The sequence below is a fragment of the Kitasatospora cathayae genome (assembly GCF_027627435.1).
In the GTDB taxonomy this organism is placed as follows: domain Bacteria; phylum Actinomycetota; class Actinomycetes; order Streptomycetales; family Streptomycetaceae; genus Kitasatospora; species Kitasatospora cathayae.
The window spans coordinates 4,275,828-4,290,538 of the sequence record NZ_CP115450.1; the positions used below are offsets into that span (position 1 = coordinate 4,275,828).

A 14,711-nucleotide genomic window follows, 5' to 3' on the forward strand; every position below is an offset into this window, starting at 1 on the left:
TCCCTTGCGCGGTACAACGTCCCTACAAGAGTCCGTACTCTGCGGGGAGACACGCGAGATGCTGAACGAAAGGCTGAAAGCCGTTATGGCGTCGGGCGGTTGGACGTGCGCCGCCCTGGCAGAGAAAGCCGGCGTGGACACCAAATCGGTTGAGCGGTGGGCCAATCAAAACCGAACGCCCCGGTTAGGGGCAGCTCGTCTGGCTGCCGAAGCGCTGGGAGAAGACATGTTCGCCTTGTGGCCAAGTCTGAGGCAGCCACGCGCTGCCAGGGCGATAAGCCCCGAACTGGTGGCGCTCTATGAGCAGCGGTCCGACCTACCGGTGTCCGTCATCGTGGACTTGCTGGAGAAGGCCGCCGAGCGTGTCGATGTGCTCGTCTACGCCGCTGTCTTCCTCCACGAGGCGTACCCACGGCTCAACGATCTGCTTCGTGAGCGTGCCGCCGAGGGCTGTACGGTCCGAATCGCCATCGGCGACCCCGCAAGCGAGAACGTGCGGCAGCGCGGGGAGGAGGAGAAGTTCGGCCATGGCATCGAGTCCCGGTGCAGGCTCGCCCTCATGCATTACCGGCCGCTCATCGGCACGCCCGGCATCGAGGTTCGCACCCACGGCACCACGCTCTACAACAGCCTCTACCGGGCCGACGATCAGTTGTTGGTGAACGCCCACGTGTGGGGCGTGAACGCCTACGGAGCGCCGGTCTGGCACCTTCGACGGACAGGTGCGGGAACGCTCTTCGACACCTACGCTTCGAGCTTCGATGCAGTGTGGAGCACCGCCCAACCGGTCGAGGAGAGCTGATCCATGGCACGGACCGAGTACTACGACGATCCCAACGCCCCCAAGCCCAATCGACTGGTGGTCGCCGCCTCCGCCGTCGTGACGGACGAGGCCGGGCGCATCCTGCTCCAACGGCGGGTCGACAACGGCCTGTACGCCCTGCCCGGAGGAACGATGGACCTCGGCGAGTCACTACCGGACACGGCCGTGCGGGAGGTCTTCGAGGAGACCGGCCTGGAAGTCGAGATCACCGGCCTGGTCGGCACATACACCGACCCGCGTCACGTCATCGCCTACTCGGACGGCGAGGTGCGGCAGCAGTTCAACGTCTGCTTCACCGCCCGGGTGACGGGCGGCACGCTGCGCATCTCCGACGAGTCCACCGACCTTCGCTTCGTCCTCCCCGAGGAGGTCACCGACCTGCCGATGCACCACACCCAGCACCTGCGGCTCCGGCACTTCCTGGAACAGCGGACTTCCCCCTACCTCGGTTAGGCCTAGCACAAGGCGTCGAGCAACTCCTGACCGGCCGCTGTCATTTCCGTGACAAGCGGTCGGGCTCAGGATCGCCCGTGATCGGCTCTCGGCTCTCGCAGCCAGGAAACCAGCAGCATTTCTGCCCGGGGCTTGGAAAGATCCTGGCGTAGGACACGGCTACTCGCTGTGAGCCGGTCAACGGCCCTTCGGTGCCGTGCCTTCATGACGCGAGGAGATGCCATGTTCGAGAACGTCGCCGGGCTACGGCCTGAGGTAGCCGCGCAGTGGACCGCGCTGGTCGAAGAGTGTCGTCCTGTGCTCGCGAGCGAGGGCATGGACGCGGTGCAGGCCGTACTGGTGGAGCGTGGGACGAGCATCGCTCCGGCGGTCGCCATCACGAAGGCTCTGCTCGGGTGGGAGGACACCCCGCTACTGGTCGCCCGCGAGATCGTGGAGACCAGCGCCGCCCGCATGCCGGTCCACTGAACCGAGACGCCCGGAATGCGGACATCCCCGGTGCGGTTTGATTGGGGCATGGCTTCTCGTGCACGTGTCCGCGCCCCCGAGCTGGTCGGCGCCGGTGGATGGCTCAACACAGGCGGCAAGGAACTCAAGCTTGCCGACCTGCGAGGTAAGTGTGTCGTACTAGACTTCTGGACCTTCTGCTGCATCAACTGTCTGCACGTCCTCGACGAGCTCCGCGAGCTGGAGGAGGACCACCGCGACACCGTGGTGATCGTCGGCGTGCACTCGCCCAAGTTCGTGCACGAGGCCGACCACCAGGCCGTGGTCGACGCCGTCGCCCGGTACGAGGTGCACCACCCGGTGCTGGACGACCCGGCGCTCGCGACCTGGAAGCAGTACGCCGTCCGGGCCTGGCCGACGCTGGTGGTGATCGACCCCGAGGGCTACGTGGTGGCCCAGCACGCCGGTGAGGGCCACGCCCACGCGATCGCCCGGCTGGTGGCCGAGCTGGAGGCGGAGCACGAGGCCAAGGGCACCCTGCGGCGCGGCGACGGCCCGTACGTGGCGCCCGAGCCGAGCACCGAGAACCTCAAGTTCCCCGGCAAGGCGGTCCGGCTGCCGAACGGGCACTTCCTGGTCGCCGACTCCGGCCACCACTCGCTGGTCGAGCTGGCCGAGGACGGCGAGACGGTGGTGCGCCGGATCGGTGACGGGCAGCGCGGCCTGGTGGACGGCGCCAGCCCCCGGTTCAGCGAGCCGCAGGGCCTCGCGCTGCTGCCGGAGGGCCACGAGTACGACGTGGTCGTCGCCGACACCGTCAACCACGCGCTGCGCGGCGTGCGCCTCGCCGAGGACGGCGTCAGCGTCACCACCCTGGCCGGCACCGGCCGCCAGTGGTGGCAGGGCTCGGCCACCGAGGGCCCGGCCCGTGAGGTGGACCTCTCCTCGCCCTGGGACGTCGCCTGGTTCGACGGCAAGGTGTGGATCGCGATGGCCGGCGTGCACCAGCTGTGGGCGTACGACCCGGCGGCGGGCACGGTCGGCGTCGCGGCCGGCACCACCAACGAGGGCCTGGTGGACGGTCCCGCCGCCGAGGCCTGGTTCGCCCAGCCGTCCGGCCTCGCCGTCTCCGCGGACGGCCAGAAGCTCTGGGTGGCCGACTCCGAGACCTCCGCGCTGCGCTTCGTTTCACGTGAAACCATGACGGTCGAAACCGCCGTCGGCACCGGCCTGTTCGACTTCGGGCACCGCGACGGCAGCGCCGACCAGGCCCTGTTCCAGCACCCGCTGGGCGTGACCGTGCTGCCGGACGGCTCGGTGGCCGTCAGCGACACCTACAACCACGCGCTGCGCCGCTTCGACCCGGCGAGCGGCGAGGTCACCACCCTGGCCACCGACCTGCGCGAGCCCTCCGGGGCGGTGCTGGTGGACGGCGACATCGTGGTGGTCGAGTCGGCCCGGCACCGGCTGACCAGACTGCGGCTGCCGGAGGAGGCGGTACGGGTCGAGTCGGTGGCGCACCGCACCCAGCGCGCGGCCACCGAGGTCGCACCCGGCGCGCTCCGGCTGGACGTGGTCTTCGAGGCGCCGAGCGGCCAGAAGCTGGACGAGCGCTACGGCCCGTCCACCCGGCTGCTGGTCAGCGCGACCCCGCCCGAGCTGCTGGTCTCCGGCGCGGGCGCGGACAGCGACCTCTCCCGCGAGCTGGTGCTGTCCGACCGGATCACCGAGGGCGTGCTGCACGTCTCGGCGATGGCCGCCTCCTGCGACGACGACCCGGAGATCGAGTTCCCGGCCTGCCACGTGCACCAGCAGGACTGGGGCGTGCCGGTGAAGCTGGTCGCCGACGGCGCCCGCCGCCTCCCGCTGGTCCTGGCGGGCATGGAGTAACCCGCTCCGGACAACAGAGCGGACAGCAGACCGGACAGTAGAAGGGGCCCGACGAAACGCCGGGCCCCTTCTCCCGCACAGCGCGCTCAGCCCTCCAGGAACGCCTTGATCGCGCTCGCCAGCAGGTACGGGTCCTCCGCCCCGCACAGCTCGCGCGCCGAGTGCATGGACAGCGCCGCGATGCCGCAGTCCACCGTCTTGATGCCCAGGCGCGCCGCCGTGATCGGGCCGATCGTCGTACCGCAGGGCATCGCGTTGTTGGAGACGAAGCTCTGCCACGGCACGCCGGCCTTCTCGCAGGCCGCCGCGAACACCGCCCGGCCGACCCCGTCGGTCGCGTAGCGGTTGTTGACGTTGACCTTGAGGATCGGCCCGTCGTTCGGCAGCGGGTGGTGGCCCGGCTCGTGCCGCTCGGAGTAGTTCGGGTGGACGGCGTGGCCCATGTCCGAGGACAGGCAGACGGTGCCGGCCAGCGCCCGGGCGCGGTCCTCCGGGGAGCCGCCGCGGGCGTGGACCGTCCGGTCGAGCACGTTGCCGAGCAGCGGGCTCTGCGCGCCGGTGTCGGACTCGCTGCCGGTCTCCTCGTGGTCGAAGGCGGCCAGCACCGGGATGTACGGCAGCGTGACCCCGCCCTCGGCGACGGCCACCGCGACGGCGGCCAGCGCGGCGGTGGCCGCGTGCACCGAGAGCAGGTTGTCCAGGCGCGGGCCGGCCAGCAGCTCGCGGTCGCGGCCCAGGTAGGAGGCGGGCTGGACGTCGTGGGTCATCAGGTCCCAGCCGACCACGTCCTCGGCGGCCAGCCCGGCCCGCTCGGCGACGTAGGCGATCAGCGAGCCCTCGTCGACCGGGCCGAGGCCCCAGATCGGGGTCAGGTGGCGCTGCCGGTCGAGCTTCATGCCGTCGTTGACCTGGCGGTCCAGGTGGATGGCGAGCTGGGGCACGCGCAGCAGCGGCTCGTCCAGCTGGACGAGCCGCGCACCACCGTCCTTCAGCGCGAGTCTGCCGGACAGGCCGAGGTCCCGGTCGAGCCAGGTGTTCAGCGGCACCCCGCCGTAGATCTCCACCGCGACCTGCCGCCACCCGGCCGAGCCGGTGTCCGGCACCGGCTTCACCCGCAGGTTGGGCGAGTCGGTGTGGGTGCCGATGATCCGGAACGGCGTCTCCGGCCCCGCGCCCTCGGGCAGGTACCAGGCGATCAGCGCGCCGCCGCGGATCAGGTAGCGCCCGCCGGCCGCCCCGTCCCAGGCGTCCGTCTCCGCGACCTGACGGAACCCCGCCTTCTCCAGGCGCTCGGCGGCGCTCGCGACCGCGTGGTACGGGGACGGCGAGGTGCCGAGGAACTCGATCAGATCGTCGGTGTGCGTCCGGTCGAAGAATGCCCGAGGGGCGGCGGTCGACATACTGCTCCAGGGTCGAGGGAGGGCCGAAGCCGGATGGGGGTCGGCTTCGCACTTTGAAGCATATGCCCGTACACGGACACGGCATTCGATACCCGGCAAGGGATGTGGAACACGGACACAACCGTGAACGCGCAGTTCACCGGCCCTCCTTCAGCGCGTGATCCGCCGCGGTCGCACACCGTCAGCCGGCTCGCACGGGTGAACGGGCCACGGGCGGCTCCCGACGGCCGGACGACGACCCTGACCGACAGTGAAGTCACCCGGAAAGGAAGGCGGTTGACCACGATCAACGCCCGCCGACGAGACCGTCGAACCCGGTCCCGAACTGCCGCCGGCACCGCCCACCCGAACCCGCCGGGGCAGCCGCAACGACCCACCGGCAACCTCGACCGGCAACTCGCCGCTGCCAGGACGCAGTTGGCCGCCGACCAGGCCCGGACGGACCCGCTGCGGGCCCCGTGCAGCGGGTAGCGCGGTCCACCGCGAACCACCGCGGAAGGCGAGAACACCGAAGGGCCCGGTGGCAGCCGGGCCCTTCGGTGTGAGGGTGTTCGTCAGGCGGTCAGAAGGGGGTGCTCGGCCTTAGAAGGCCTCCTCCGCCAGCTCCATGATCTCGTTGTCGACGCCCTCGGCGATCGCCCGCTGCGGGGCGATGGTCGGGAGGACGTTCTTGGCGAAGAAGCGGGCCGCCGCGACCTTGCCCTGGTAGAACGGCACGTCCTTCTCCGAGGCGCCGGCCTCGAGCTTGGCCAGGGCCACCGCGGCCTGGCGCAGCAGCAGCCAGCCGACCACGACGTCGCCGGAGACCATCAGCAGGCGGGTGGTGTTGAGGCCCACCTTGTACATGTTCTTGACGTCCTGCTCGACCGAGGTCAGGTCGGCGATCAGCTTGCCGACGATGGCCTCCAGGTCACCGGCGGCCTTGGCGAGCAGCTCGCGCTCGGCGGCCAGGGCGTCGCCGCCCTCGGCGGAGGCGAGGAACTTCTGGATCTGCTCGGACAGCGCGGCCAGCGCCTGGCCGCCGTCCTTGACGATCTTGCGGAAGAAGAAGTCCTGGCCCTGGATCGCGGTGGTGCCCTCGTACAGGGTGTCGATCTTCGCGTCGCGGATGTACTGCTCGATCGGGTACTCCTGCAGGTAGCCGGAGCCACCGAAGGTCTGCAGGGACTGGGCGAGCTGCTCGTAGGACTTCTCCGAGCCGTAGCCCTTGACGATCGGCAGGAGCAGGTCGTTGAGGCGCTCGGCGGCCTCGTCGCGCTCGCCGCGCAGCTTGGCGGCCAGCATGTCGTCCTGGACCGACGCGGTGAACAGGACCAGCGCGCGCATGCCCTCGGCGTAGGCCTTCTGGGTCAGCAGCGAGCGGCGCACGTCCGGGTGGTGGGTGATGGTGACGCGCGGGGCGGTCTTGTCCAGGAACTGCGAGATGTCGGCGCCCTGCACGCGCTCCTTGGCGTACTCCAGGGCGTTCAGGTAGCCGGTGGAGAGGGTGGCGATGGCCTTCGTGCCGACCATCATGCGGGCGAACTCGATGATCTTGAACATCTGGCGGATGCCGTCGACGGTCTCGCCGAGCAGCCAGCCCTTGGCCGGGTGCTTGGCACCGAAGGTCATCTCGCAGGTGTTGGAGGCCTTGAGGCCCATCTTGTGCTCGACGTTGGTGGCGTAGACGCCGTTGCGCTCGCCGAGCTCGCCGGTCTCCCAGTCGAAGTCGAACTTCGGGACGATGAACAGGCCCAGGCCCTTGGTGCCCGGCTTACCGCCCTCGGGGCGGGCCAGCACCATGTGGATGATGTTCTCGGACATGTCGTGCTCGCCCGAGGTGATGAAGCGCTTCACACCCTCGATGTGCCAGGAGCCGTCCTCCTGCTTGATCGCCTTGGTGCGGCCGGCGCCCACGTCGGAGCCCGCGTCGGGCTCGGTGAGGACCATGGTGGAGCCCCACAGGCGGTCGGTCATCCGCTGGGCGACCTTCAGCTGCTCCTCGGTGCCCTCCTCGGCGATGACGCCGGCGAAGGCCGGGCCGGAGGAGTACATCCAGATGGCCGGGTTGGAGCCCAGGATCTGCTCGGCGAAGGCCCAGATCAGCGAGTTCGGGGTGACCTGGCCGCCGATCGACTCCGGGATGCCCAGGCGCCACCACTCTGCGTCCATGAAGGTCTGGTAGCTCTTCTTGAACGTGGCCGGGATCGGCGCGGTGTTGGTCTCCGGGTCGAAGACCGGCGGGTTGCGGTCGGTGTCGGCGAAGGACGCGGCGAGGTCGTTCTCGGCGAGGCGGGCGATCTCGCTGAGGATGTTCTTCGCGGTCTCGACGTCCATGTCCGCGAACGGCCCGGTGCCGTACACCTGGTCGCGACCGAACACCTCGAAGAGGTTGAACTCCACGTCCCGCAGGTTGGACTTGTAGTGACCCATGGCCTGTTTTCTCCGGTTCGTCGCTTCCGGGTGACCGCCGCGTTTCGGGCGTCCCGTACCCACCAGTAGGCATCATGATGCTACCCAGCGGTAACTTGGGCAAGCCCCCGACGGTGAATCCGCTATGAACGTGGTCACGTCCCACAAGCCGGGACGACCACTCCTTGTCAGGATCGACGCCAGCGCGGGCGGGTGCGCTCCCGCTAGCCTGTCCGTGTGTACGGATATGACCAGAACGCATACCCGGGCGACCCCTACCAGCAGCAGGCGGGTCCGCAGCCGGGCATGAACGGCATGCCCGGACCGGGCGCCTACGGCGCGCAGGGGCAGGCGCCCCAGCAGTCCCTCTACCCGGAGCCCTCCCCGCCGTCCCTGGCGGACGCGGTCCGGGCGTTCACCACGGGCTCGATGGCGGTCGAGGACTTCCAGGCCATCTTCATCACCTCCAAGGTGCACTGCCCGCGCGGCGACCGCCCCGGCTTCCTGGCGCTGCACAACACCCCGACGCCGGTGATCCCGATGTTCAGCTCGCTCAAGGAGCTGCGCCGCTACGCCGGCAAGGACTCCAAGCACTTCACCGTCACCGGGGCCGAGGTGCTGGACCTGCTGCCGACCGGCTACGGCTTCGCGCTGGACATGGAGGGCGAGCACCGGATGGTGTTCGACGCCAAGGCGGTCGAGCAGATGGTCGACTTCACCATGCGCCGGATGTACGGCTGACGACCGCTTCGCGGCCGTCGGCCAGGCCTTCGCAGACGACTGACCCACGCTGATGGAGGAGCCCGCGCTCCTCCATCCCCGCATAGTTCAATCTTCAACTTGCTTGTTGTTGAGAATTGAACTAACCTCGTGCACGTAGGCCAGAGAACCCCCCTCGAAGGAGGCCGACATGCCCGCCGTGACCGTCGACAACCCGCTGACCCTCCCGCGCGTCACCACGCCGGACCCGGCCGTCGCGAACGCCCGGCCGGTACTGACCGTCGCCACCGCCCCCGAGGGCTACGAGGGCGAGGGCTTCCCCGTCCGCCGCGCCTTCGCCAAGATCAACACCAAGTACCTCGACCCGTTCATCATGATGGACCAGATGGGCGAGGTGGACTACGCGGCCGGCGAGCCCAAGGGCACCCCCTGGCACCCGCACCGCGGCTTCGAGACGGTCACCTACATCATCGACGGAACGTTCATCCACCAGGACTCGCACGGCGGCGGCGGCGTCATCACCGACGGCGACACCCAGTGGATGACGGCCGGCTCCGGCCTGCTGCACATCGAGACCCCGCCGGAGTCCCTGGTCATGTCCGGTGGCCTCTTCCACGGCCTCCAGCTGTGGGTCAACCTGCCCGCCTCGGACAAGATGATCGCCCCCAAGTACCAGGACATCCGCGGCGGCAGCGTCAAGCTGCTCAGCTCCGAGGACGGCGGCGCGCTCCTGCGCGTCATCGCCGGTGAGCTGGACGGCCACCAGGGCCCGGGCACCACCTTCACCCCGATCACCATGATCCACGCCTCGATCAACCCCGGCGCCCAGATCACCCTGCCCTGGCGCTCCGACTTCAACGCCCTCGCCTACGGCCTCGCCGGCAACGGCTCGGCCGGCAACGAGCACCGCCCCTTCCACCGCGGCCAGGCGGTCGTCTTCGGCGACGGCGACTCGATCACCCTGCGCGCCGACGAGAAGCAGGACTCCCGCGACAACAACTTCGAGGTCGTCCTCCTCGGCGGCCTCCCGATCCGCGAACCCGTCGCCTGGTACGGCCCGTTCGTCATGAACAGCCACCGCGAACTCCAGCAGGCCATGGAGGACTTCCAGGCCGGCCGTCTCGGCACCATCCCCGCCGACACCGACCTGGGCCGCTGACCTGGGACGCTGACCTGGGACGCGAGGGGCCCAGACCATCACATGGTCTGGGCCCCTCGCTTCCAGTTCAGGCCGTCCGGAGCCCCGCGGCGTGAACCGCTCGTCCACGTGCCGGCAGGCCGTACCCGATCGCGGTCACCGTGGATCGGTCGGGGTCAGCGCTGGAGGGTGAGGACGCCGGGCCGCCACGGCAGTCGGTCGTAGGGACCGGTCGCGGTGGGGGACTTGCCCTGGTAGAGGAACTGGAGGTTGCAGGGGTCGATGGTCATGGTCTGGTCGGGGTTGTTGCGGACCAGGTCGCCGTGGCTGATGTCGTTGGTCCAGGTGGCACCGCTGTTGGCCTTGCCCGCGAAGGGGTTGTTCTCGCTGGCGGCCTGCGGGGTCCACGAACCGTTCAGGCTGGAGGCCGTGAAGGATCGGAAGTAGCGCTGCTCGTTCGCCCCCCGGGCCTCGACGATCATCAGGTACTGGTTCTGGCCCTTGACCTTGTAGACCTGCGGCGCCTCGAAGAGGTTCTTCACCGAGTCGCTCATGACCGTGGTGTAGGACGAGCCGAAGTTGCCGGGGAAGTTCCCGATCGGCATGCTCGCCCGGTAGATGCTGCCGTTGTCACCGGCGAAGAACAGGTACATGTTCTGGTCGTCGCCGATCAGGGTCTGGTCGATCGGCGCGGCGCCGGGGATGCCGCCGGTGAACAACGGCTGCGGCGCGGACCAGCCGTTGGGGTTGGTGGGGTCGCTCGAGGTGCGGTAGACGAACGGCCACTGGCCCCACTGGTAGGCCAGCACCCAGATGTTCTTGGGCGCGAAGTAGAACAGCGTGGGCGCCACCGCGGACTGGCCCATCCCGGTCTGGGGGGCCGAGGCCATGTCCGACCAGTTCGTGAAGGGGCTGAACATCATCGAGCCGTACGAGGAGCCGTTCACGTTCGACGCGTACACCAGGTGCTTGCCGTTGTAGACCACGTCGGTGAAGTCCTTCACCGCGGCCCAGCCGTTCGCCGGCTGCGCCAGCGCGCCCGTCGACGACCAGTGGTACGTCGACGGCAGGGCACATTTGCCGCCCGTCGTCGGCGCGGGCGGGCTGAAGTTCCAGTGCTGGTTGGGGGCGCCCCAGGAGTCCCAGATCTGGACGGTGGTGCCGTTGGCGGTCTGGTTGCCGGGGGTCTCCAGGGCCCGGCCGCTGGCGACGTTGGTGAGGGTGTAGGAGCCGTCGCCGTTCCGGTCGGCGCGCCAGTGCTGGTTGGCGGCGCCGGTGGCGTCCCAGACCTGCATCCTCGCTCCGTTGCCCGTCTGGTTGCCCGGCTCCTCCAGGACCCGGCCGCTGGCGACGTTGGTGAGGGTGTAGGAGCCGTCGCCGTTCCGGTCGGCCCGCCACTGCTGGTTGGCGGCATTGCTCGCGTCCCACACCTGGACGGGGGTGCCGTTGCCGTTCTGTCCCGCGTACTCGTCGAGGACGCGTCCGGCGGCGCCGACGGCGGAGAGCGTGTAGACGGTGCCGGAGGTGATGCCCCCGCCCGGCGTGCCGCCGCTGCCGCCGCTGGTGCCGCCCAGGGCGGTGAGCACCGAGCCGTAGGCGGGCTTGTTGTTGCCGTTGCTGTCGAACAGGAGCGGGTTCTCGCCGCCGCGCCAGGAGTCGCTGTCGCGGATGCCCCACACCGTGATGCCCGTGCAGCGGGCGACGTTGAGGCAGTCCTGGACGGCGTTGGTGTACGCGGTGGTGGAGGCCTGGGCGATGTCGAGTTCGGTGATCTGGACGTCCACGCCGAGCGCGGCGAAGTTCGACAGGGTGTTCTGGAAGCTGGCCGGGGGGCCGCCGGTGCCGAAGTGGCTCTGGAAGCCGACGCAGTCGATGGGCACGCCGCGGGACTTGAAGTCCTTGACCATGCCGTAGACGCCCTGGGTCTTGGCGTCGGACCAGTTCTCGATGTTGTAGTCGTTGTAGCAGAGCTTGGCAGCGGGGTCGGCGGTGCGGGCGGTGCGGAAGGCCTCCTCGATGAAGCCGTTGCCCAGCACGTCCTGGAACACCGAACTGCGGTGCCGGCCGCTGCCGTCGTCGGCGAAGGCCTCGTTGACCACGTCCCAGGCGTAGATCTTGCCCCTGTAGTGCGTCATCTCGGTGGTGATGTGGTTGTCCATCACGCTGCGCAGGGTGTTGGCGTCGGTGATGGAGCGGGCCCAGGACGGCAGTTGGGAGTGCCAGACGAGGGTGTGACCCCGCATGCGCTGACCGTGCGCGCCGGCGTGGCCGACGATCGAGTCGGCGGGGCCGAAGTTGAACGACCCGCGGGAGGGTTCGGTGGTGTCCCACTTCATCTCGTTCTCCGGGGTGATCATGTTGAATTCCCGGTCGAGGATGGTGGAGTACCCCGAGTCGCCGAGCCTGCCCGAGGACACTGCCGTGCCGAAGTAGCGGCCGCTGCCGGTCGCTGCACCGGCCAGCGTGCGGGCCTTCGGCGTGTGAGCGGCCTGGGCGACCAGAGGTACGGCAGCACCCACGGCGGCGAGAACCGCGGCGGCGGCGAGCACGCGGCGGGTTGTCGGACGGCGGCGATGAGAGCGGTTCTGATCTGGCAAAGGCTTGCCTCCTGGCGCGGTGGGCCGCTGTCTCGGCCCCGGTTACCCGTCAGTTGCCGCCGTGTCCCGGAAGGTTGCCGTTCTGGAAGAGGAATTTCCTGTCGAGCGGGTGGGCGCGGCCCTCATCCCGTCGGGGAGAAGTGCCCCCGGAAGCGGCGCGACCGGCTGAAAGGAACACACGCTTCCCGCGCGGCAACCTTCCGTCTCACGGCGGCAACTGATGGAGAATCCGGCCCGCGTCCGCGGGCCGCCGCTCCAGAAGGACGGACCGTTGCCAGATCTCGACCGACGCACACACCGCCGACGCCCGGCGACCCGTCGCGTGCTCGCCACCGCCGGAGTCCTCGCCGTCATGGGCGCCACCGTCCCCCTGATCGCCCAGGCCGCCCTGACCCCGAAGGCCCACACGCTGACCGTGGCCTCCGACGGCAGCGGCCGGTACCGAACCGTGCAGTCGGCGGTGGACGCCGCGCGGCCGGGCGACCGGATCCGAATCGCCAAGGGCACCTACCGCGAGGTGGTGCGGGTGCCGGCCGGCAAGGACGGGCTGACCATCACGGGCGCCACCGGGAACCCCGCCGACGTCGTCATCAGCTACGGCAACTCCGCCGGCACGGCCAAGTCCGGCGGCGGCCGACTCGGCACCGAGGGCAGCGCCACGGCCACCTTCGCCGCCACCGGACTGACCGTGGAGAACCTGACCGTCGAGAACACCTTCGACCGGGCCGCGGCTCACCCCGGCAGCGCGACCCAGGCCGTCGCCGTGGCGGCCGAGGGCGACCGCCAGGTCTTCCGCAACGACCGCATCATCGGCCGCCAGGACACCCTGCTCGCCTGGTCCCCCAACGCCACCGCGCAGACCCGCCAGTACTTCACCGACGACTACGTCGAGGGCGACGTCGACATGATCTTCGGCAACGCCACCGCCGTCCTCGACCACGCCACCATTCAGGCCGACGACGACGGCGCCCCCGCCGACGGCCTCAACGGCTTCCTCACCGCCGCCGACACGGAGACCACGCACAAGTACGGCCTCCTGATCACCGACAGCACGGTCCGCTCCACCGCGAAGGACGGCACCTACTACCTCGGCCGGCCCTGGCATCCCACCGCCACCGCCAGTGCCCAGGTCGTCGTCCGCAACACGGCGCTGCCGGCCGCGATCAAGAGCGCCACCCCGTGGACCGACATGAGCGGCTTCTCCTGGCACTCGGCCCGCCTCACCTCGTACGGCAACACCGGACCGGGCGCCGCCACCGGCGCCGACAGCCCACAACTGCCGGCGGCCCAGGCCGGCGAGTACACCGCCACCGCGTACCTCGCGGGCACCGACGGCTGGAACCCGGTCGCGGCCCCACATGGCACCGGAACGACCGTGCCAGCCGGAACAGCGACCGGCGACACCCGCCATGTCACCGAGCCCGCACTGCCCACCACCGTCTGTGCCACCGTTCCCGCCGCCCGGACCATGCCCACCCGCACCACCGACCAGGGCAGCGAAACCACCCCACCGGACACGATCCGCATCCAGCATGCCCTCGATGCCTGCGCCCAGACCGGACAGCAGACCGTGGCCGTCCGCCTGCAGGCCACGGACTCCAGCCACAACGCCTTCCTCACCGGACCGCTGACCGTCCACCAAGGCGAAGTCCTGCTGCTGGACAGCGGTGTCACCCTCTACGGCTCACGCAACCCCGCCGACTACCAGATCAGCGGCAAGCCGCGCTGCGGCACCCTCGCCTCCTCCGGCGGCGGCTGCAAGCCGCTGATCAGCGTCGCCGGAGTCAACGCCGGCATCGAGGCCGCCCGCGCCGCCGACGGCAGCCAGGGCCGCATCGACGGCCGCGGCGACCAGACCGTCCTCGGCACCGCCACCAGCTGGTGGCAGCTCGCCACCGACGCCCAGAAGGCCGGCTCCACCCAGAACAACCCCCGCCTGATCCAGGCCGACGACTCCGACAACTTCACCCTCTACCACGTCGACCTGCTGAACTCCCCCAACTTCCACGTCGTCTACAACGGCGGCAACGGATTCACCGCCTGGGGCGTCCGGATCAAGACCCCCGCCACCGCCCGCAACACCGACGGCATCGACCCGGCCGGCGCCACCAACGTCACCATCACCGACTCCTTCATCATGGACGGTGACGACGGCATCGCCATCAAGGCCGGCAACAAGCCCAGCAGCAACATCACCGTGTCGAACAACCACTTCTACGGGACCCACGGCATCTCCATCGGCAGCGAGACCACCAGCGGCGTGACCAACGTCCTCTTCCGCGACAACACCCTCACCGGCACCGACGCCCTCGGCAACACCAGCGGCTCCAGCACCGGCATCCGGATCAAGAGCTCCCCCGCCAACGGCGGCAGGGTCACCGGCGTCACCTACCTGAACACCTGCCTCGACGCCGTCCGCGCCCCGCTCGTCCTCGACACCCACTACTCCGCCGGCAGCGGCTCCAACGCCCCCTGGTTCACCGGCATCACCGTCGACGGCGTCACCGCCACCCACTCCCCCAGCGGCGCCAAGTCCACCATCGCCGGGCTGGACAAGGCCCACCCGCTCGAACTGACCCTGGCACACCTCGACCTCGACGTCACCACGGCGACCGCCGCCAACGCCCGCATCACCGCCATCGACACCGACCTCCACCCGTCCGGCCCCGGCGTCACCGTGACCACCAGGAACGGCCCGGGCACGGCCCCCAGCTGCGCCTTCCCCGCCTTCCCCGCCCGCTGACCCCACCACCGCCCGGGCCGCGCCCGCTCCTGGCCGACGCCGGCCGAGAAGTCCGCAGCCCGGCCAGGAGAACGACTGTGGCCCCACCGAGGTGGGGCCACGGTCGTGT

Annotated in this window: 11 protein-coding genes; 8 read left to right on the plus strand and 3 right to left on the minus strand. The window is 70.0% G+C overall.

Annotation, left to right across the window (positions count from 1 at the left end):
* Positions 1-58: 58 nt before the first annotated feature.
* The 4 genes from O1G21_RS18930 (at position 59) to O1G21_RS18945 (ending at position 3,613) form a co-directional block, all read left to right on the plus strand.
* Positions 59-802 (plus strand): XRE family transcriptional regulator, encoded by a 744-nt coding sequence (locus O1G21_RS18930; RefSeq protein ID WP_270145389.1) that lies wholly within the window; start codon positions 59-61, stop codon positions 800-802.
* A gap of 3 nt (positions 803-805) precedes the next feature.
* On the plus strand, positions 806-1,276 hold the full coding sequence (locus tag O1G21_RS18935; protein WP_270145391.1) for an NUDIX domain-containing protein: 471 nt from the start codon (positions 806-808) through the stop codon (positions 1,274-1,276).
* Between the two features lie 222 nt (positions 1,277-1,498).
* A complete protein-coding gene (locus tag O1G21_RS18940) occupies positions 1,499-1,744 on the plus strand; it encodes a hypothetical protein (protein ID WP_270145393.1) in 246 nt (81 codons plus the stop codon).
* 48 nt (positions 1,745-1,792) lie between these two features.
* Positions 1,793-3,613: an NHL domain-containing thioredoxin family protein gene (locus tag O1G21_RS18945; protein WP_270145396.1), complete on the plus strand. Its 1,821-nt coding sequence runs from the start codon at positions 1,793-1,795 to the stop codon at positions 3,611-3,613.
* Between the two features lie 86 nt (positions 3,614-3,699).
* On the opposite strand, the gene O1G21_RS18950 is transcribed toward O1G21_RS18945, so the two are convergent.
* Positions 3,700-5,013, minus strand: a complete 1,314-nt coding sequence (locus tag O1G21_RS18950) for a M18 family aminopeptidase (protein WP_270145398.1) — start codon at positions 5,011-5,013, stop codon at positions 3,700-3,702.
* Positions 5,014-5,289: 276 nt separating this feature from the next.
* On the opposite strand from O1G21_RS18950, the gene O1G21_RS18955 reads away from it, so the two are divergent.
* On the plus strand, positions 5,290-5,484 hold the full coding sequence (locus tag O1G21_RS18955; protein WP_270145400.1) for a hypothetical protein: 195 nt from the start codon (positions 5,290-5,292) through the stop codon (positions 5,482-5,484).
* A 111-nt stretch (positions 5,485-5,595) separates the two neighbouring features.
* Here O1G21_RS18955 and O1G21_RS18960 read toward each other — a convergent pair whose 3' ends face one another.
* Positions 5,596-7,425, minus strand: a complete 1,830-nt coding sequence (locus O1G21_RS18960; protein WP_270145402.1) for an acyl-CoA dehydrogenase — start codon at positions 7,423-7,425, stop codon at positions 5,596-5,598.
* 216 nt (positions 7,426-7,641) lie between these two features.
* On the opposite strand from O1G21_RS18960, the gene O1G21_RS18965 reads away from it, so the two are divergent.
* Together O1G21_RS18965 and O1G21_RS18970 are read left to right on the plus strand one after the other, a co-directional pair.
* Positions 7,642-8,145, plus strand: coding sequence for an SseB family protein (locus O1G21_RS18965; protein WP_405000671.1), 504 nt, complete (start codon positions 7,642-7,644; stop codon positions 8,143-8,145).
* A gap of 169 nt (positions 8,146-8,314) precedes the next feature.
* The gene (locus tag O1G21_RS18970; protein WP_270145403.1) at positions 8,315-9,283 is read left to right on the plus strand and encodes a pirin family protein; all 969 of its coding nucleotides are present in this window, start codon (positions 8,315-8,317) and stop codon (positions 9,281-9,283) included.
* Between the two features lie 155 nt (positions 9,284-9,438).
* On the opposite strand, the gene O1G21_RS18975 is transcribed toward O1G21_RS18970, so the two are convergent.
* On the minus strand, positions 9,439-11,811 hold the full coding sequence (locus tag O1G21_RS18975) for a non-reducing end alpha-L-arabinofuranosidase family hydrolase (RefSeq protein WP_270145405.1): 2,373 nt from the start codon (positions 11,809-11,811) through the stop codon (positions 9,439-9,441).
* A gap of 319 nt (positions 11,812-12,130) precedes the next feature.
* On the opposite strand from O1G21_RS18975, the gene O1G21_RS18980 reads away from it, so the two are divergent.
* Positions 12,131-14,602: a pectinesterase family protein gene (locus O1G21_RS18980; RefSeq protein ID WP_270145407.1), complete on the plus strand. Its 2,472-nt coding sequence runs from the start codon at positions 12,131-12,133 to the stop codon at positions 14,600-14,602.
* Positions 14,603-14,711 lie beyond the last annotated feature (109 nt).

Excerpts from the sequence above, each read along its gene's own strand:
- O1G21_RS18960 (WP_270145402.1), bottom strand. The coding sequence starts at position 7,425 with ATGGGTCACTACAAGTCCAACCTGCGGGACGTGGAGTTCAACCTCTTC.
- O1G21_RS18970 (WP_270145403.1), top strand. The coding sequence starts at position 8,315 with ATGCCCGCCGTGACCGTCGACAACCCGCTGACCCTCCCGCGCGTCACC.
- O1G21_RS18945 (WP_270145396.1), top strand. The coding sequence starts at position 1,793 with ATGGCTTCTCGTGCACGTGTCCGCGCCCCCGAGCTGGTCGGCGCCGGT.
- O1G21_RS18950 (WP_270145398.1), bottom strand. The coding sequence starts at position 5,013 with ATGTCGACCGCCGCCCCTCGGGCATTCTTCGACCGGACGCACACCGAC.
- O1G21_RS18935 (WP_270145391.1), top strand. The coding sequence starts at position 806 with ATGGCACGGACCGAGTACTACGACGATCCCAACGCCCCCAAGCCCAAT.
- O1G21_RS18940 (WP_270145393.1), top strand. The coding sequence starts at position 1,499 with ATGTTCGAGAACGTCGCCGGGCTACGGCCTGAGGTAGCCGCGCAGTGG.
- O1G21_RS18930 (WP_270145389.1), top strand. The coding sequence starts at position 59 with ATGCTGAACGAAAGGCTGAAAGCCGTTATGGCGTCGGGCGGTTGGACG.